Origin of the sequence: Pseudomonas sp. p99-361 (genome assembly GCF_003935475.1) — a bacterium.
In the GTDB taxonomy this organism is placed as follows: Bacteria; Pseudomonadota; Gammaproteobacteria; order Pseudomonadales; family Pseudomonadaceae; genus Aquipseudomonas; species Aquipseudomonas juntendi.
This window is the reverse complement of record NZ_RHQO01000003.1, coordinates 14431-32280: the sequence shown is the minus strand read 5'-3', so window position 1 is coordinate 32280 and position 17850 is coordinate 14431. Positions and strand designations below refer to the sequence as shown.

The 17850-nt window shown below is 61.5% G+C and carries 13 protein-coding genes and 1 pseudogene; 8 read left to right on the top strand and 6 right to left on the bottom strand.

All coding sequences use genetic code 11. From position 1 onward, the window contains the following. Positions 1–129 precede the first annotated feature (129 nt). Complete coding sequence (locus EGJ22_RS02305) at positions 130–1275, top strand: aminotransferase class V-fold PLP-dependent enzyme (RefSeq protein ID WP_125920114.1); 1146 nt, start codon at positions 130–132, stop codon at positions 1273–1275. On the opposite strand, the pseudogene EGJ22_RS02300 reads toward EGJ22_RS02305, so the two are convergent. Next, positions 1232–1630: pseudogene (locus EGJ22_RS02300) on the bottom strand (hypothetical protein); the annotation flags it as partial. The gene EGJ22_RS02305 and the pseudogene EGJ22_RS02300 sit on opposite strands and share 44 nt — an antisense overlap. Before the next feature lie 359 nt (positions 1631–1989). Between EGJ22_RS02300 and EGJ22_RS02295 the strand changes: the two are divergent. From EGJ22_RS02295 to EGJ22_RS02270, 6 genes are all read left to right on the top strand, one after another. Beyond that, positions 1990–3615 carry a methyl-accepting chemotaxis protein gene (locus EGJ22_RS02295; protein ID WP_029885764.1) on the top strand — a complete coding sequence of 542 codons (1626 nt, stop codon included), beginning with the start codon at positions 1990–1992 and terminating at the stop codon, positions 3613–3615. Between the two features lie 323 nt (positions 3616–3938). Continuing rightward, on the top strand, positions 3939–6011 hold the full coding sequence (locus tag EGJ22_RS02290; protein WP_029885766.1) for a type VI secretion system Vgr family protein: 2073 nt from the start codon (positions 3939–3941) through the stop codon (positions 6009–6011). Beyond that, entirely contained in the window at positions 6011–6934 is a 924-nt protein-coding gene (locus tag EGJ22_RS02285; protein WP_029885767.1) for a hypothetical protein, read from the top strand. Before EGJ22_RS02290 ends, EGJ22_RS02285 begins: the two co-directional genes overlap by 1 nt. Continuing rightward, on the top strand, positions 6931–10149 hold the full coding sequence (locus EGJ22_RS02280) for a T6SS effector BTH_I2691 family protein (RefSeq protein WP_125920113.1): 3219 nt from the start codon (positions 6931–6933) through the stop codon (positions 10147–10149). The genes EGJ22_RS02285 and EGJ22_RS02280 overlap by 4 nt, the downstream gene beginning before the upstream one ends. Continuing rightward, positions 10146–10958 carry a DUF6708 domain-containing protein gene (locus EGJ22_RS02275; protein WP_318282550.1) on the top strand — a complete coding sequence of 271 codons (813 nt, stop codon included), beginning with the start codon at positions 10146–10148 and terminating at the stop codon, positions 10956–10958. The genes EGJ22_RS02280 and EGJ22_RS02275 overlap by 4 nt, the downstream gene beginning before the upstream one ends. Next, positions 10955–11212, top strand: coding sequence for a PAAR domain-containing protein (locus EGJ22_RS02270; protein ID WP_009686597.1), 258 nt, complete (start codon positions 10955–10957; stop codon positions 11210–11212). The genes EGJ22_RS02275 and EGJ22_RS02270 overlap by 4 nt, the downstream gene beginning before the upstream one ends. A 33-nt stretch (positions 11213–11245) precedes the next feature. Here the strand turns inward: EGJ22_RS02270 and EGJ22_RS02265 are convergent, their stop codons facing one another. From EGJ22_RS02265 to EGJ22_RS02255, 3 genes are all read right to left on the bottom strand, one after another. Further along, on the bottom strand, positions 11246–12088 hold the full coding sequence (locus EGJ22_RS02265; RefSeq protein ID WP_029885770.1) for a TIGR03915 family putative DNA repair protein: 843 nt from the start codon (positions 12086–12088) through the stop codon (positions 11246–11248). Further along, entirely contained in the window at positions 12079–13299 is a 1221-nt protein-coding gene (locus EGJ22_RS02260) for a putative DNA modification/repair radical SAM protein (RefSeq protein WP_009686599.1), read from the bottom strand. The genes EGJ22_RS02265 and EGJ22_RS02260 overlap by 10 nt, the downstream gene beginning before the upstream one ends. A 100-nt stretch (positions 13300–13399) precedes the next feature. Next, entirely contained in the window at positions 13400–14308 is a 909-nt protein-coding gene (locus EGJ22_RS02255; RefSeq protein ID WP_029885771.1) for a LysR family transcriptional regulator, read from the bottom strand. A 152-nt stretch (positions 14309–14460) separates the two neighbouring features. On the opposite strand from EGJ22_RS02255, the gene EGJ22_RS02250 reads away from it, so the two are divergent. Further along, positions 14461–15324 (top strand): type 1 glutamine amidotransferase domain-containing protein, encoded by an 864-nt coding sequence (locus EGJ22_RS02250; RefSeq protein WP_029885772.1) that lies wholly within the window; start codon positions 14461–14463, stop codon positions 15322–15324. Positions 15325–15384: 60 nt separating this feature from the next. On the opposite strand, the gene EGJ22_RS02245 is transcribed toward EGJ22_RS02250, so the two are convergent. Both EGJ22_RS02245 and EGJ22_RS02240 read right to left on the bottom strand, forming a co-directional pair. Continuing rightward, the gene (locus EGJ22_RS02245; protein WP_029885773.1) at positions 15385–16629 is read right to left on the bottom strand and encodes a saccharopine dehydrogenase family protein; all 1245 of its coding nucleotides are present in this window, start codon (positions 16627–16629) and stop codon (positions 15385–15387) included. A gap of 33 nt (positions 16630–16662) precedes the next feature. Further along, positions 16663–17760 (bottom strand): carboxynorspermidine decarboxylase, encoded by a 1098-nt coding sequence (locus tag EGJ22_RS02240; RefSeq protein ID WP_009686603.1) that lies wholly within the window; start codon positions 17758–17760, stop codon positions 16663–16665. Positions 17761–17850 lie beyond the last annotated feature (90 nt).

Sequence of the window (17850 nt, the reverse complement as noted above, 5' to 3'; positions counted from 1 at the left end):
GAATATACGTATTTCCATATGTATTGTCCAAGCGGATTTGTGAGCTGCCGCCGCGGCCGCGCCTTGTCATTTGCCGGGGCTTGAGGCAGGGGTCGAGGGCAATGACGTCTCTGCCAAAGGAGCCAGCCCATGTCAAAGCTTTATCCCAGTGTCGACCCCGAGGGTTTGATCGAGTACTCGGTGGTGTACACCGACCGCTCCCTCAACCATATGTCACAGGCATTTCAGGGCGTGATGAAGAACATCTCCGGCACCTTGAAACAGGTGTACAACGCCCAGGGCGTGGCCGTGGTGCCGGGCAGTGGCACGTTTGGCATGGAGGCAGTGGCGCGGCAGTTCGCCACTGGCCAGCAGTGCCTGGTGATCCGCAACGGCTGGTTCAGTTATCGCTGGAGCCAGATTCTCGAGATGGGCAACATTCCGGCGGCTACCACGGTGCTGAAAGCCAGGCCGGTGGAAACCGGGCGCCAGGCGGCCTATGCGCCACCGCCGCTGGATGAAGTGCTGGCGGCGATTGCAGCACACAAACCGCAGGTGGTCTTTGCCCCGCATGTCGAAACGTCATCCGGGATCATGCTGCCCGACGATTACCTGCGCGCGGTGGGTGAGGCCGTGCATGCAGTGGGCGGCTTGTTCGTGCTGGACTGCATCGCCTCCGGCGCGGTGTGGGTCGATATGCACACATGCGCCGTCGACCTGCTGCTCAGCGCGCCGCAGAAGGGCTGGAGTGCTTCCCCATGCTGCGCCCTGGTGATGTTCAGTGCCCTGGCCCTGCAACGCATCGAGCAGACACAGAGCAGCAGTTTTGCCTGCGACCTGAAAAAGTGGCTGCAGATCATGCAGGCTTATGAGCAGGGCGGGCATGCCTACCACGCGACCATGCCCAGCGATGCGCTGGCGCGGTTCAACGGCGTGATGAACGAGATGCGCGCCTACGGCTTCGACGCACTGCGGGCCGAGCAACAGGCCCTCGGCAAGCGGGTGCGCGCCCTGTTGACCGGCAAAGGCATCAAGAGCGTGGCCGCCAGCGGTTTCCAGGCCCCGGGTGTAGTGGTGAGCTACACCGATGATGCCGCCATCAAGAACGGCAGCAAATTTGCCGACCACGGGCTGCAGATCGCCGCTGGGGTGCCGCTGCAGTGCGATGAGCCGGCAGATTTCCAGACCTTCCGCATTGGCCTGTTCGGGCTGGAAAAACTGCAGCATATCGAGCGCACCGTCAGCACGCTGGAGCAGGCGCTGGAGCAGGCGCTGGAGGAGGTGCTGGCGGAATAAGGGTTCCCGCCAACCCCCCCGCAACCCGCAAGCTGTGGGCAATATCGTTACCGCAGCGCCAATGCTGCACGGCGGCTTCGTCATCGGCAGCGAAGCCAGGCTGGCGTGCGGCGAACGCTACGGCATCGGCATGCGCCTTGAGCTTGGGCCAGCTGGCGAAGCCGGCTTCGCGGGCCACCAGCCATTGGGTATCGGCAAGGCGATAATGGGGGCCAGGCAGGCCAAGGGTGCGCAACTGTTCCCGGGCGTCGTCGGCCTGGTGGTGCTTCAGGGCGTTGAGCAAACGCTTGGCGCGTTTGCGCAAAGCGGCAAGATCGAGCAGGCCATGGTGGCGGGATGCATGGATGGTGGGCATGCCAACTCCTTTGAGGCTCGGTCCGCCGACAAGCCTGGAGCTGGTATGGAAACAGGTTATCGCATGGCTCGGGTAACCCCTTTGCGCGGACCGCAGGCGCAGCCAGCGCCAGGGCTCGACTTTAACCGCATCGCGGCTTGGCTGGCAAACCCAGGCTTTCCCTGCCGAGCCCGCCAACGCATGCGCTGCCAGGCACCGCGCGGGTTGCTTGGCGAGGCCCCGCTTGCAGGCAACATCTGTTCGGTTACCGCCCACAAGCATGCCTGAGCCCCTCAAGCCGGCGCCGCGCCGCTCCGATAGCAGCACACCCACCGTCGAATCATCGATCAGAAGTGGTGCCAACCAGGAGTACTGCCCGCATGCTTGCCAACTTGAAGATCCGCACCGGAATGTTCTGGGTATTGTCGCTGTTCAGCCTGACCCTGCTGTTTTCCACCCTCAGTGCCTGGCGAGCGGCGGTTGGCAGTGACCAGCAGATCACCGAACTGGACCAGACTGCGCACCAGTCGGACCGCTTGAACAATGCCTTGCTGATGGCCATTCGTTCCAGCGCCAACGTGTCGTCGGGCTTCATCGAGCAACTCGGCGGCCACGACGACAGTGCTGCCAAGCGCATGGCACTGTCGCTCGAGTTGAACGAAAAAAGCCAGAAGCTGGTCGCCGAATTCGTCGAAAACAGCCGCGAGCCGGCCCTGCGCACTTTGGCGACCGAGTTGCAGGCGACCTTCGCCGAATACGCCGCCGCGGTGGCCGGGCAGCGTGAGGCCACCCGCCAGCGCTCGCTGGAGCAATATTTCAAGGTCAACGTTGACGCCGGTAACGCCATGGGCCGGTTGCAGGCGCTACGCCAGCAACTGGTTGGCGAATTGGGCCAGCGTGGCCAGCAGATCATGCTCGAGTCCGATCGCCGCCTGGCCCGTGCGCAGTTGCTCAGCCTCGGCCTGCTGGCGCTGACCTTGGCCCTGGCAGCCCTGTGCTGGGGCTTCATCGCCCAGCGAGTGCTGCACCCCCTGCGTGAGGCCGGCCAGCACTTCCAGCGTATTGCCGGGGGCGACCTGAGCGTGCCAGTGCAGACACAAGGCAGTAACGAGATCGGCCAGCTGTTCCACGAGTTGCAGCGCATGCAGCAAAGCCAGCGCGACACCCTGGGCCAGATCGGGCGCTGTGCCCGGCAACTGGACGAAGCCGCCACTGCGCTGGACGCGGTAACCGAGCAAAGCGCCAACAACCTGCGCCAACAGGGGCTGGAGCTGGAACAGGCAGCCACTGCCGTGACCGAAATGACCACCGCCGTGGAGGAGGTTGCACGCAATGCGATCAGCACCTCGCAGACCACCAGCGAGTCCAATCAGCTAGCCACGCAAAGCCGCCGCCAGGTCAGCGACAATATCGACGGCACCGAGGCCATGACCCGCGAGATCCAGACCAGCAGTACCCACCTGGAGCAGTTGGTGGGGCAGGTGCGCGATATCGGCAAGGTGCTGGAAGTGATCCGCTCGGTCTCCGAGCAAACCAACCTGCTGGCGCTGAACGCCGCCATCGAAGCGGCGCGTGCCGGGGAGGCGGGCCGCGGCTTTGCCGTGGTGGCCGATGAAGTGCGTACGCTGGCCTACCGCACGCAACAGTCGACCCAGGAAATCGAGCAGATGATCGGCCGCGTTCAGGCCGGCACGGAAGCGGCAGTGGCGTCGATGCAGGCCAGCACCCACCGTGCGCAATCGACCCTGGACGTGACCCTGGCCTCGGGGCAGGTGCTGGAGGGTATCTACAGTGCGATTGGCGAAATCAACGAACGCAACCTGGTCATCGCCAGCGCCGCCGAAGAGCAGGCGCAAGTTGCGCGCGAAGTGGACCGCAACCTGCTGAACATCCGTGAACTGTCCAACCATTCGGCGGCCGGGGCGCAGCAGACCAGCGCTGCGAGCAAGGCACTGTCGGGCCTGGTGGGGGAGATGACGACCTTGGTCGGGCAGTTCAAGCTTTGAACGCCTTCGGCCCAGAACATTTACGAGCCTCGCAGAGATCGAGCGGCCCTCGCGCAGCGCTCGGTCTCTCGGCACGCGCCTGTCATCCAAAACTCAGTCGACATTTCCTACGTTACGCCGGGAAGTGCTGGACTTCTCGCAGAATCGGTTCCCCGATAGCGTTCATGTCTTCAGTTTGCCGGAAGACAAGGACCTCTTCATGCACCACCCACCTCAAGGACGCGGGGCCTTCTGTTGCTACCGATTTCGCCTGAGCGCTGAGCAGCGCCGGAGTGCTGCAGTCGCTCGACAGCCTTGTCTCAAGGTGGTAGCCGGGAGTCCGCATGCCTAGCCAGTCCGATCTGCGGTTCAGCTTCGAGGCCCTGGCCGGCCGGGTTGAGTTCGAAGTGGTTTCGTTCGAACTCGACGAGGCCATCAGCGCGCCGTTCCAACTGCATCTGGAACTGATCAGTTTCGACGCAGATGTCGACTTCGGCCTGCTGCTCGACAAGCCCGTGCTGTTCACGGTCTGGCGTGGCGAGCAGCCGCTGCGCCATGTGCACGGCCTGGTCAGCAGTTTCAGCCAAGGCGAGACCGGCAGGTTTCGTACCCACTACCACGCGTTGGTAGAGCCGCAGCTGGCCCGCGCCAGGCTGCGTTCGAACTGGCGCATCTTCCAGCACAAGACTGTGCCGCAGATTATTGAACTGATGTTGCAGCGCCAGGGCATCAACCGCTTCGCAATCAAGAGCCTCGGCGATCATCAGGTCCGCGAATTCTGCGTCCAGGCCGGTGAAACCGACCTCGACTTCATCGCCCGGCTGGCAGCCGAAGAGGGCTTTGTCTACCGCTTCGAGCACACGCCACAACAGCACCGCCTGGTCATTACCGATCGGCTGCTGGCGTTTGGGACTATCAACCGGGGCGCGGTCCGGGCCGATGATCCACAAGCGGTAGATGAGGGTGATATCGGCCCCGACCACGTGCTGTATCACGCCAACAGCGGTGGTGATCAGGCCGTGCCGTGCCTGCGGCGCCTGCGTTACAGCGAGCAGGTCCGCAGCACCCGGCAGGTGCAGCGGGACTACACCTTCACCCACCCGCGCTACCGCCAGGAGCATCGGGCCGCTGACAGCAGCATCCCCCATCAAACGCTGGCCTACGAGCGTTTCGACTACCCTGGGCGCTACAAGCGGGACGCGGTCGGCGTACCGTTCACGGCCACGCGCCTCGCGGCGCTGCGCCACGACGCGCATGTTGCCGAGGTGCAGGGCGATGATGTGCGCCTGCAACCAGGGCTGAGTTTCACGCTTGTCGGGCACCCGCGCGCAGACCTGAACGTGCATTGGCGGCCGATCCGCGTGCACCATGAAGGCGTGCAGTTCACCAGCCTGCAGGAAGAGGCAGGCAGCGCCGACCAGGGCACCCGCTACGTGCAGCGTGCCATGCTGGTGCCGGGCACTCGCGAATGGCGCCCGGCACCCTTGGCCAAACCCCGTATCGATGGCCCGCACATGGCCACCGTGGTCGGCCCGCCCGGCGAAGAGATCTACTGTGACGAGTGGGGCCGGGTCAAGGTCAGTTTTCCCTGGGATCGGGAGAGCAAGGGCAATGAGTTCAGCTCTTGCTGGGTCCGGGTTTCGCAAAGCTGGGCAGGCGGCAGTTGGGGCTCGATGGCCATCCCGCGCATTGGCCAGGACGTGATCATCCAGTACGTCAATGCCGACCCCGACCAGCCGCTGATCATCGGGCGTACCTACTGCGGTGATCAGCTTCCGCCGTATGACCTGCCGGAGCACAAAACCCGCATGACCATCAAGAGCCAGACCCACAAGGGCAATGGCTTCAATGAGCTGCGCTTCGAGGATGAACTGGGCAGGGAGGAGGTGTTCATTCATGCCCAGCGCGACTACAAAACGGTGGTCGGCAACGACGAAACCACGCGTGTCGGGCGCAATCGGCTGGAGCAGGTGGGCAATGATCAGCAACTTAGCATCGGTAACCACTATCGCCAGGAAACCGGGGGCAACCACAACCAGTTTATCGGGCAGAACTGCCAGGTCGAGATCAAGCATGACCTGACGCACCAGGTCGGTAACAACCGCAGTGAAGCGACCCTGGGCTGTCAGCAGGTTCTCGTCGGCAAGGACAGCGCCTTGGTGGTCCAAGGTGCTCAACGGGTCGAAGTCGGCAACGGCATGCAGCAGCGCACTACGGTGTATCAGCTGCATGCCAGTGAGCGCATAGAGTTGAAAACCCCAGGTGGCTGCATCGTGCTGGACCGGCGCGGTATCACCCTCAATGGCCAGACACTGAACCTGATGGGGCAAACCCAGGCGACTGCGCAGGGGGCAGGCAGCGCTACGTCGCTGACATTGACGCCGAACGCTGCCAGCACCTGTGAGGGAAAGCTCTGATGACGGCTGATGAACTGGCCCACGTGATCGAACAGCAGCATGCGCCCACCCTGTACAGCTATGTGTTGGTCGACCCCCTCGCGCCCGAGGACAAAGGCGATCCAGCCTTGCTCGCCCAGCTTCGCGAGGCATTGGGGGCGAGCGCTTTGATGCATGTACCCAGGCCCGACCTGGCGCATGTGCCGCACCTGCATCCTGTACTGGTATGCCTGGCTGTGCCCGGTGCGCTGCCCAGCCGCGCAATATTGAAATTGACCGCCCGGGCAGCCGTGCGTGGGTTGTTTCAGCCAAGGCGCTACGTATGCGGCTGGGTGTTCAGTGAACAGCCAGCAGCCGACATCGCAGCTCACCTCAGTCGCTTGTGCCGGTTACACGACAGGGCCCAGGCACTGAGCTTCTATCCGGTCTACGAGCCGATACGCCTGGAGCTGCTTGCGGCAACGTTCAAGCAAGGGGAGCGTGCGCCGTGGTGGCCCATCAGCCGCTGGTTGTTCCTCAACAGCAGTGGGCAGTTGCTGAACCTCAAGGGGCAGAGCGGGCAGCGCTGTCTGCTGCCCGCGTCTGTCTGGCGCATGCAAGCGGATGGAGCATTGGTCGAGCGCGTATTGCGGAGCTTGAGCGCTCTGCGAGCAGGCGTGAACAATAGCTTTCAGTGTCAGATACCGTCGTTTGCGGCTGTACGAGCCGGCAACCATATCCAGGAAGCGCGCGCCTTGGGCTTGACCAACCCCGAAGATATCGTGGTGCTGGCCCTGCACCAGCTGTGCATTCATCCCCAGCTAACCTCCCTTGCCGCCGTGCGCGGCCTGATAGATGTAGCCTGCCAAGAGCAGCGCGCGCTAGCGCCGTTGCTTGCCCGCTACTCCGAGGCGCATTGGCGGCACCTGATCCAATCCCTGCCGGAAGCGGAGCGCCTTGCATGACCATCAGTCAACGAATCGCCCTGGCTGTCGCTGAAGCAGGGCTGCCGGATGACCACTGCATGGCTTGTCAGCGCCAGGGGCTGCCCATTCTGCCCCTGCGCCGTGCGCTGGTCCCGGATACCCGACCGGAGTGCGTCACTACCGTGGCGGGGCATTTGCACATCTGCGCCAAGCCTGGCCTGCGCACGTTACCCATGGGCTACCTGTATGTCTTGCTTGACCAGCAGGTCTGGCAAGCCTACGCCGTCAGCGCACAGGGCCATCTGCGACGCTTTGACCCCTATGCGCCCCCAGCTGGCCCACCTGGGCCACTGCCGGAAAAATGTGCGCAGGAAAACCACGATATTCCCGCGGCCTTCGTCACGATCGACACCGACAAATACAACAGTGCCTGGCTGGCCTTTTCCAGTGATGCCTGGCCGGTGAGTGTGCTGAACGCCTACAAGCAAGGCGTGGCACCAAGGCACCGCTTCGTAGGGATTGATCTGACCCAGGCGCGTACCCATCCGCAATTGCTGGGCCTGGCGATGACGGCCGACCAGTTGCAAGTTGACACCCAGGTGTTCGAGTACAGCCAGCAGGCGTGCGCACCGTTCGACAGCGTGCATGGTTTCCACAGTCGTTGGCTGCGCAGGTTTGCCCTGCGTGGTTACGTGGTCAATGCATCGGACCGCCACCAGTTGGCAAACGGTGTGTTGGCGCTGGTGCTGGACGACACCGTAGGTCTCATCCAGGAATATAACCACCAACGGCTGAGCTGGGTAGTGAAGCGCCAGGTCTGGCGTGAGGACCCACTACGCGCGTACCAGTTGCAGACGTCGCAGATAGTACAGGTGATCCGCGCCACGCACCGGGAGTGGGCGGCACAAGGGGTGCCGTCGCTGCAGCCGGTGACCGGCGACGGGCCACCAATTTTCGTGGACCCGGCAGTCGAGCGACAGCGTTTGGTCGAGCGTGCGCAGCTGGAAAGTGATGCCCGTCTAGAAGAGCGCTACCACGAGCCGCAGCGGGCTGCTTTCCAAGCTGAGTACGAGGCGCAGGATGCCGAGTTCCAGCGCTACATCGACCAGGACGCGCAGGCCTATGTTGCATTATTCGATACCCCGATGTTCAAGGTGGCCGAGCGCCACGACTATGACGGCCGTGATCGCGAGTCCGGTGTGGCCTATACCAAGACCATGGGGCTGTGCTTGGGCGGTGGTGTCACAGAGGCCGTGGTGGCCAGCCTTGAACCCCGCCAGCCACCAGCCGGTACCAGCGAACGGCTGTGGCAGGTATGGCTACAAAACCCCGACAGCCCTCCCTACCGCGCGCTGCTGATGCGTGACAACGCTTTGCTGGCCGCGCTGTTCCCCAGTTTTTCAGGTGACCAGGCAATCAACTGGAACGACAGCGACAAGCTCTTCGGCATGTTGAGCAAGGTCATCGCCAGCGACGATGCCGGTTTACGCATGCGAAATAGCTTGAAGCAGGCCATCGCCGAAACGCAGAGCGCGGTGAATGCCGCCAGTCAACGCCTGGCGCCTAGCCTCGGGCCAGGCATTCACAACGCTGTTCGGCACCTGAACAGCGCAATCCAGTTTCTTTACAACGGGGTGCAACTGATCGAGCTTGAAGTGAAGATGAAGCTGGGCGAGTACTACGCCTTGCAAAGTGCGCACTTACGCCAGTTGCAGCACCGCGCAAATGCCTCCCTCGCTGAGGCGAGAGACCGTATGTATCGCAGTGTCGATGACTTTGAAGTTGGTTCGCTCAAGGCGATGCGCAAGGTCCGGCCGATTCTGCAGCACGGGTTGATGAGCCTTGCGCTGCTCGACCCTCGTCTGACCAACACCGTGATCAGTGTCACGGTCTGGGTCGAAGGCACGGCTGCGCAAGTGCATGGCCGGTTAGTCGAAGCGGCCAGCATCAAGCTGACTCAGGCGAGCAGTGCGGCGCACGCGGCCATGGTGGATATCTCGGTCGCGGCAGGTACCCTCGACAGCAATGCCCGCAAGTTGCTTGACGGGATGAAGATAACTGCGCACCAGGCCAGCCAGCTGGTGCGTGGCGGTTTCTCAGGCCTGCGCGGGGTTGCAGGCAGTTGGGAGGTACTACTCGGGATCGGTGGGTTGTATTTGCAGTATGACAGCCTGACCAGGAATCAAGAAAAGGCCGAGGCAGAGATTGGGCCCAAGGCTTACGAGGCCAAATTGGCGCTGCAGGGTTCGCAACTGGGTGTGCTTGGGGGGCAAATCGAATTCGTGGGGCTTGTTCTGCGAACGAGCATTCGTCATCTGCAAGCGCCCTGGGCGAGGGGAGCCGCCGTTGTAGGAGGTTTCCTCATAAGTTTAGGCGCATTGATAAGTTCAGTGGCTGGGGTGTTTGACGTTGCCCAAGCGTTTGCCGCATCAAAACGCGCCGTCAAGTCGGGTAGCATTATGTCGAGCAAACAATACGCTCTATCAGGCGTGCTTTATCTGGGTGGTTCTGCAGCGTTTGCACTGGCGGTCGCGTCACCTTTGATTGCAGGGCCTTTGGGCGTTGCGATAGTACTGACACTCTCCGCTTACACTTATAGAAGGATGGCGGAAAACAACGAGCTCAACCCTCTTGAGTTATGGCTCAGTCGTAGTTTGTTTGGCAAGGGTGGTGAAATTCCTAACGTTCGTTGGGATTCGGTGGCGTGGGCAGATATAGCCATTGCGGAGCTTAATGCTGCAACTCTTGGACTTAAAATTGGACTGAATTTCGACTCGGTTCTGGTCAGCGATATCGCAATGCGCAAAGTCGGTGGGATGGCCGGCTTGGTTGTTGAGCAAAAAATAAAATTTCAAATTAGCTTGCCCCGGTATGACGAGGTCAATTCAGGGTACGATTGGACGTTACTAGTACATCGCGCAGGTGATGGTGAGTTTCCTGACTGCCATAGTGGAGAGTTGGTAGCATCCGGCAGCTATAATTCTGATTGCCCGGAGTTTCTCACCCAAACAAACAAGTTTTCAAATTTCGCCGCTCCACGTTTTCCGGACTATCGCCCCGATGTTTCATTGATGGAAAGTGTGCATGCGCATCCAGAAAGCGCGCCGTCATTAGAATTGACTGGTGTGATAGCGCTAATGCCGACCGCTGGTGCGCACACCATTAAATCGGCCACACTGACGGTTGCGTATTGGCCAGATAAAAATATTTCAAGCGCACGCCTCGAAAGTCGGGTGCAGGCGGAGAATGCATGAGCGTCAAGCACAGACCATTAGCATATCGGCAATTGGGTTGGAGTCATGATTTACCCGGTATCGAAGAAAGGCCAACGTTCAAGCATGAACCACAAAAAATTAACCCTCCGCCCAATTATTACGATAATGTCTATTTGGAGTTGCCAAGGGCTACTGTTCGTCCGCGGGGGCTAGGTGCGCTGATAGGCTCTGCCGCTCTTATTGCGGGTGGTGGAATGACGTTGTTCACGTATTGGCTGGTTTTCGACAATTGGCAGGGGGACTGGATAACGAATATTGTTATCTTGCTTGCGCCGCTACTCGTGGCGTGGGTGCTATCGCCCTACATCAAGCTTGATTTTGTGCTTCCAAGAGACGAGCCCATTCGTTTCAATAGACTGCGCCGAAGAATTTATCTTTACCAATACAGGTTCAATCGATTCTTTGTTTGCAGCCGAAAGCATTGGGGCGTGAAACCCGTTGCCTACAACTGGGATGACGTTACCGCCGAGGTTTACCGAATCTACGCCCCCGGCCATGGCGGTCTGATCGAAAACGTCATGCTGTCGGTCCGTAACCCGGAAACCAGCGAAGTCATTGACCGCGTGTTTTTCAGCCACGACCTCTACCACGGCGAAGCCTACTGGGCCATCGCCAGACTGTTCATGCAGCAAGGCCCCGAGGCCCTCCCGAAGTTCGTACATCCCGCGCGCGACTGGAATGATGATGATGGTCTGAGCCACATGCACTGCCTGGCGCCGAAGGTTTACTGGCCAGTGGCGATTGATCGCGAATCACGTACCGCACCGCACGCAGGCGAAGCGCGATGAAACCTGTTGTGCTTGTCGGTCATCGACATCTCTGCCCATTGCATGGCGCTAACCAGGTCGAGAGCGGGAGTGCTGGGTATACATTCAACGGCAGCGCAGTGGCCAGGGTGGGGGACCGGACTACCTGCGGTGCGGTAATCGAAAGCGGGGCCGAGCACTTCCTGATCGAGGGGGCTGCCGTCGCGCGCAAGGGGGACAGGACTGATCATGGCGGCGTGCTGGATGAAGGCGATGCAGGCTGGTTGCTGGAGTGAGGCGATTTGCGCGCACAGCATGGCTGGCGTGCATCACCGCCCAGCCTTGCTGATCTTTTTGCCGGCCTGCGCAGCCACTTCCAGCGCCTGGCCGTCCCGCTGCTTGCCTTGGCGTGCCAGGCCCTCGAGCTGGGGTATCAGCATGCCTTCCGGCAAGTGCCGCCAGAACCGCCCCGGCATGTGCAGACGCAGGGCATCAGGGTTGAGGCGGGCAGGGTTGAACGTATGGCGATAATAGGTGCGCCACAGCTCGGCCCCTGGGTCTTCGGCACTGCGCGCCCACTGCCGCCATTGCACCGGGCAGCGTCGTTGATAGTCGAACCCGGCACCGTCGAAGCGAATGCCATCCTGAGGCGTAGCGATCAGCCAGCGCAACTTGCCCAGGCGGTCGGCGAAGTGTGCACTGGCGCTCTGCAGAACATCATGTGCCGGCTCGTGGTAAGCCACCAGGTCCAGTTGCAACTGCCCAGCCACCGCTTCGGGCAGCGGCACGAAGCGCACAAAAGCATGCAAATGATGGGCTTCGCGCGTTACCTGCTTGATGCGCCGTTGCAACTCACTGCCCAGGCGGTCCCCCGCCAGCATTGCGGTGCGGTCGCCGTGGGCGACACGCCACAGCACTTCGTACAGCAGGTTCCAGCGTTGCTCGCCACGGTAGCGAGAGGCCAGTTCCAACTGCCCCAACAACTGGGCCGGGACTTTGGCCCGGAAGGGGCCAGGGCCGGCAGGCAGCGCTGAGGGTACAGCCAGCAAATCCGCCATGGGACCCTGGTTCCAGGTGATTTCCGAAGGGTCGATGCCATGCCCCAGTAACACCCGCGCCTGTTCACGCCATGTGGCGAACAGGTCGTCGCAGTCGAGCGCAATCACCCCCACAACCCCATTTGCACCGGTGCCTGCGGTTCGCGCAGGCGTGCACGCAGCAACCCGCTGCGCAGTTCGGCCTGTGCCGGGCGGTAATCGCTGGTGACGATGAACGGGCGCGCCTTGTCCAGCACGCAGCGCAGCTGAATCAGGTCGTCATAGCGGATACGCCGTTCCCGGCGCAAGGCCACCAGGCGCTGCACGCTGCGCAGGCCTATGCCGGGTATGCGTGCCAGCAGCGCCGGCTCGGCGCGGTTCACGTCCAAGGGGAATACCTCGCGGTTGGCCAGCGCCCAGGCCAGCTTGGGGTCGATGTCCAGTGCCAGGTTACCGTGCTGACCCAGCAGCTCACCCGCCTTGTAGCCATAGCCCCGGAGCAGGAAGTCAGCCTGGTACAAGCGGTGCTCGCGCAACAGTGGGGGGGCGGCCAACGGCACGCTGCCTGGGCTGTCGGGGATCGGGCTGAACGCGGAGTAGTACACCCGCTTGAGGCCGTAACCCTGGTAAAGCGATTCGGCATTGCGCAACAAGGTGCTGTCATCGGTGCTGTCGGCACCGACGATGACCTGGGTACTTTGCCCCGCCGGGGTAAAGCGCGGTGCCCTGGGTTCATTGGCTACGGCTTGCTGCCCCTGGTGAATGACGCCCATGGCCTGGCGAATGGTGTGTGCCTGCTTTTCGGGTGCCAGGCGCTTGAGGCTGTCGTCGGTCGGCAGCTCGATGTTGACGCTGAGCCGGTCGGCCAGGCGCCCGGCTTCTTCGATCAGCAGCGGGTCGGCGTCGGGGATGGTCTTCAGGTGGATGTAGCCGCGGAAGTTGTGTTCTTCGCGCAACAGCCGGGCCACGCGAATCAGCTGCTCCATGGTGTAGTCCGCCGAACGGATGATGCCAGAGCTGAGGAACAGGCCGCTGATGCAGTTGCGTCGATAGAAATCCAAGGTCAGGCGCACTACCTCTTCCGGGCTGAAACGTGCCCGAGGCACGTTGCTGGAGCGGCGGTTGACACAGTACTGGCAGTCGTATAGGCAAAAATTGGTCAGCAGCACCTTCAGCAGCGACACGCAGCGGCCGTCGGGCGTATAGCTGTGACAAATACCCATGCCATTGGTAGCACCCAGGCCATCGCCACCGCGCGAATTGCGCTTGGGCGCGCCGCTGCTGGCGCAGGAAGCGTCGTACTTGGCAGCGTCGGCCAAAATACCGAGTTTGGCGATGAGTTGCATGGGGGCGTCTCGCTGTACTGAATATTCATACAGTATTTTGAGATCTTACGGATTGCAAGAGGTTGTTCGCCATACCCGACTACTTTCGTCAGAAACATCCCTATTGCTGGGCCACGGTCCACAGCTGCTGGCGAAGCCAGCGCCGCAAGGGATCGGCATGGGTACGCGCATGCCAGATCTGCATCACCTCCACGGGCGGCAGCTCCAGCGGTAGCGGGAACATGCGCAGGTCCTCGTCACGGTCGATAGCTTCGAGGGCCAGCGAGCGCAGGCAGGTCAGAAGCAGGTCGGTACCCCGCAGCAAGCGCATGGGTGCGATGAAGCTGGACAGGCCTGCCACCACCCGGCGTTGCTTGCCCTGGCTGTGCAGGGCGCGATCAACCAGCCCATCAAGGTCACCGGTCAGGGTGGTGAGCAGATGGTCGCTGGCCAGAAATGTGTCCAGGTCCAGGCCGCAACCCAGGCCTGGATGGTTGCGCGAGGCAGGCACTACGAACTGCTCCCTGAGCAGCCGCTGCTGATGGAAGGTGTCGGGCAGGTCGGTGTAGAAGCCGGCGACAGCCAGGTCACAGGTGCCTTTTTCCAGCGCTTCTCGGGGTAACGCGCCCCGGGTGTTGTGTGTAACCAGCGTCAGGTTGGGCGCTTGGCTGCGCAGTATTGGTAACAGCCTGGGCAGCAGTGTCTGCTCCACATAATCGGTGCTGTACAGGTGTACGCGGGCAGGGCGGGCGAGAAAGTCTTGCCCCTCGCAGCGTTCATAGAAGCCTTCCAGGCCCGCTACCAGGCGTTCTACCTCAGGCGCCAGCTCATGCGCCCGCGGTGTGGGGGTAAGCCCTCTGGGCGCACGCACGAACAGGGGGTCGCCAAGCTGGTCTCGCAATTTGCCGAGCTTGTGGCTGAGTGCGGGCTGGCTGAGCGCCATACGTTGGGCGGCGAGCGTGGCGCTGCGCTCCTGGTAAAGCACATGGAACAGATAGAGCAGGTTCAAGTCCTTGTTGGCGATATTCATATTCCGAATGGCAGCCATGATCACTTTAGAATTATCGAATCATAGCCGTAGCGGTAGGATTCCCCCAGTGATGACTGACCCGGAGCTGCCAATTACACCTTGCGCTCCGCCACTTTGGTATTGCAGGCGCTTGCCTGATCAGGAGTTGACGCATGAAGAAGCTGACCACACTGGCGCTGGCAGTCACCGGCGCGTTGCTTGCCGGTGGTGCCCAATCGGCGCCCAAAGGCGAAGTACTGGTGCTGCTGTCCAGCGAACACCAGCTGCCGTTGCAGAACGGCGAACACTACGCCACCGGCTATTATCTCAATGAGTTCGGTGTGCCCGCCGACCAATTGCTCAAGGCTGGCTACCGCCTGGTGCTGGTGACACCCAAGGGTAATGCCCCGCGCGTGGATCCGCGCTCGGTCGACCCACAGTATTTCGCCGGTGATGCCACAGAGATGCGCCGGATTGAAAAGGTGGTGCAGGGCCTGCCAGACATCGGCGATACCCTGTCGGTGAAAGAAGTGCTGGCTGGCGACCTCGACCGCTATGCCGGGCTGTTCATCCCCGGCGGCCACGCGCCTTTGATCGACTTGGCCAATAACCCGGATGTCGGCACCTTGTTGCGGCATTTCCACCAGGCAGGCAAACCCACAGCGGCTATCTGCCACGGCCCGATCGCTTTGCTGTCGGCGCAGCAGGACCCGGTCGGCTACCAGGCCGCGCTGGCGCGTGGGGAGCCGGCTGCAGCCAAAGACTGGGTGTACCAGGGCTACAAGATGACCATCTTCTCTGACCCGGAGGAGCAGGTGTTCGAGCGTTCGCTCAAGGACCAGCGCTTGTTGTTCTACCCGGCGAACGCGATGGCGATGGCCGGAGGCGACATGGGTTATGCCAAGGCCTGGCAACCGAATGTGGTGGTGGATCGCGAGTTGATTACCGGGCAAAACCCGTTCTCGGACAAGGCCCTGGCCAAGGCGCTGCTGGAAAAACTCGGTGAGCGCGCGAAGCTCACGGCCGAGGCCAACTGAAGCGTAAGCGGCCAGCGAAAGCAGAAGGGGCGCCACAGTGGCGCCCCTTCTTGTTACCGCTTAGGCTTCAGCGTCCCAAGGACGATCACCTTTTTCATCCTTGACGCGGGTCGGCAGGCCCATCACGTCCAGCGCCTTGAGGAACGGCTCGGCTGGCAGTTCCTCGACGTTGACCATGCGTTTGGCATCCCACTCGCCACGGGCAACCAGCAGGGCCGCAGCCACTGGCGGTACGCCTGCGGTGTAGGAGATGCCCTGGCTATCGGTTTCGGCGTAGGCCTCTTCGTGGTCGGCCACGTTGTAGATGAACACTTCGCGCGGTTGGCCGTTCTTGGTGCCTTTGACCAGGTCGCCGATGCAGGTCTTGCCGGTGTAGCCCGGGGCCAGCGAGGCCGGGTCTGGCAGCACGGCCTTGACCACTTTCAGCGGCACCACTTCCAGGCCTTCGGCCGTTTTCACCGGTTGCTCGCTGAGCAGCCCAAGGTTTTTCAGCACCGTGAACACATTAATGTAGTGCTCGCCGAAGCTCATCCAGAAGCGCACATTCGGCACGTTGAGGTTCTTCGAAATCGAGTGAACTTCGTCATGGCCCGTGAGGTACAGGTTTTGCGAGCCAACCACCGGCAGGTCGTCGGTACGCTTGACTTCGAACATGGTGTTGCTGGTCCACTGGCTATTCTGCCAGCTCCACACTTGCCCGGTGAACTCGCGGAAGTTGATTTCCGGGTCGAAGTTGGTGGCGAAGTACTTGCCATGCGAGCCGGCATTGACGTCGAGAATGTCGATCGAATCAATGCTGTCGAAATACTGTTGCTGCGCAAGTTTTGCGTAGCTGTTGACCACACCCGGGTCAAAGCCGACCCCGAGAATGGCGGTAATGTTCTTTTGTTGGCACTCTTCGAGGTGTTTCCACTCGTAGTTGCCGTACCACGGCGGGGTCTCGCAGATCTTGCCCGGCTCTTCGTGGATGGCGGTGTCCAGGTAGGCGACACCGGTATCGATGCAGGCACGCAGCACCGACATGTTGAGGAAGGCGGAACCGACGTTGATCACGATCTGCGACCCGGTCTCGCGGATCAGCGCCTTGGTCGCCTCGACATCGAGGGCATTGAGCGAGAAGGCCTGGATGTCGGCGGGAACCTTGAGGCTACCCTTGGCCTTGACGCTGTCGATGATGGCCTGGCATTTGGAGATGTTCCGTGACGCGATAGCGATACGACCCAATTCGTCGTTATGCTGCGCGCACTTGTGGGCCACCACCTTGGCGACACCTCCTGCACCAATGATAAGAACGTTCTTCTTCAATTTACCTGTTGCTCCTTACTTGGGAAGCCGGCCTTACGACAGGCTGGAAACGTAGTCTTCAAAACCGAACTCACGGACGACCTCGACGCTGCCGTCGAGTTGCTTGACCGCGATGGACGGCATTTTCAAACCGTTGAACCAGTTTTTCTTGACCATGGTGTAACCGGCCGTGTCTACGAACGACAGGCGATCGCCAATGGCCAATGGGCGGTCGAACTGGTACTCACCGAAGATGTCACCGGCCAGGCACGATTTGCCGCAGACCATGTAGGTGTGCTCGCCGTCGTTGGGGGCCATCTTGGCGTTCAGGCGGTAGATCAGCAGGTCGAGCAGGTGCGCTTCGATCGAGCTGTCGACCACGGCCAGGTGCTTGCCGTTGTACAAGGTGTCGAGCACGGTCACTTCCAGCGAGGCGCTGTTGGTGATGGCGGCTTCGCCAGGCTCCAGGTACACCTGCACCCCGTAGGTTTGCGCGAAGGCCTTGAGGCGCGCGCAGAAGGCGTCTACTGCGTAGTCTTCACCGGTGAAGTGGATGCCGCCGCCCAGGCTGACCCACTCGACCTGGTGCAGCAGGTGGCCGAAGCGCTCTTCGATGTGCGTGAGCATCTTGTCGAACAGGCCGAAGTCACCGTTCTCGCAGTTGTTGTGGAACATGAAGCCAGAGATCTGGCCGATCACCTGCTCGATCTTGGCCGGGTCCCATTCGCCCAGGCGGCTGAACGGCCGGGCCGGGTCGGCCAGCAAGTAGTCGGAGCTGCTGACCTGCGGGTTGACGCGCAGGCCGCGCACCTTGCCTTCGGACTGGTCGGCAAAGCGTTGCAGCTGGCCGATCGAGTTGAAGATGATCTTGTCGCAGTTCTCGAGCATTTCCTCGACCTCGTCGTCGGCCCAGGCCACGCTGTAGGCGTGGGTCTCGCCGGCAAACTTCTGGCGGCCGAGCTTGAGCTCGAACAGGGAAGACGAGGTGGTGCCGTCCATGTACTGCTGCATCAGGTCGAATACCGACCAGGTGGCAAAGCACTTGAGGGCGAGCAGTGCCTTGGCACCGGAGTGTTCGCGCACGTAGGCGATCTTCTCCATGTTGCTGAGCAGCTTGGTTTTATCGATGAGGTAGTACGGCGTCTTGATCATTTAAAGGCCCCCGGCCAGGCCGGCCAAAAAAAGGACACGCATTGTGCCTTCCCTTGCCGCAGATCGAAAGGGCGCAGGGCATTTTTCCTT

Bases quoted from the DNA above. Each gene is read 5' to 3' on its own strand.
- EGJ22_RS02240 (WP_009686603.1), bottom strand. From the start codon at position 17,760: ATGATCAAGACGCCGTACTACCTCATCGATAAAACCAAGCTGCTCAGC.
- EGJ22_RS02250 (WP_029885772.1), top strand. From the start codon at position 14,461: ATGAAGAAGCTGACCACACTGGCGCTGGCAGTCACCGGCGCGTTGCTT.
- EGJ22_RS02270 (WP_009686597.1), top strand. From the start codon at position 10,955: ATGAAACCTGTTGTGCTTGTCGGTCATCGACATCTCTGCCCATTGCAT.
- EGJ22_RS02295 (WP_029885764.1), top strand. From the start codon at position 1,990: ATGCTTGCCAACTTGAAGATCCGCACCGGAATGTTCTGGGTATTGTCG.
- EGJ22_RS02285 (WP_029885767.1), top strand. From the start codon at position 6,011: ATGACGGCTGATGAACTGGCCCACGTGATCGAACAGCAGCATGCGCCC.
- EGJ22_RS02280 (WP_125920113.1), top strand. From the start codon at position 6,931: ATGACCATCAGTCAACGAATCGCCCTGGCTGTCGCTGAAGCAGGGCTG.
- EGJ22_RS02260 (WP_009686599.1), bottom strand. From the start codon at position 13,299: ATGCAACTCATCGCCAAACTCGGTATTTTGGCCGACGCTGCCAAGTAC.
- EGJ22_RS02255 (WP_029885771.1), bottom strand. From the start codon at position 14,308: ATGAATATCGCCAACAAGGACTTGAACCTGCTCTATCTGTTCCATGTG.
- EGJ22_RS02305 (WP_125920114.1), top strand. From the start codon at position 130: ATGTCAAAGCTTTATCCCAGTGTCGACCCCGAGGGTTTGATCGAGTAC.
- EGJ22_RS02290 (WP_029885766.1), top strand. From the start codon at position 3,939: ATGCCTAGCCAGTCCGATCTGCGGTTCAGCTTCGAGGCCCTGGCCGGC.
- EGJ22_RS02275 (WP_318282550.1), top strand. From the start codon at position 10,146: ATGAGCGTCAAGCACAGACCATTAGCATATCGGCAATTGGGTTGGAGT.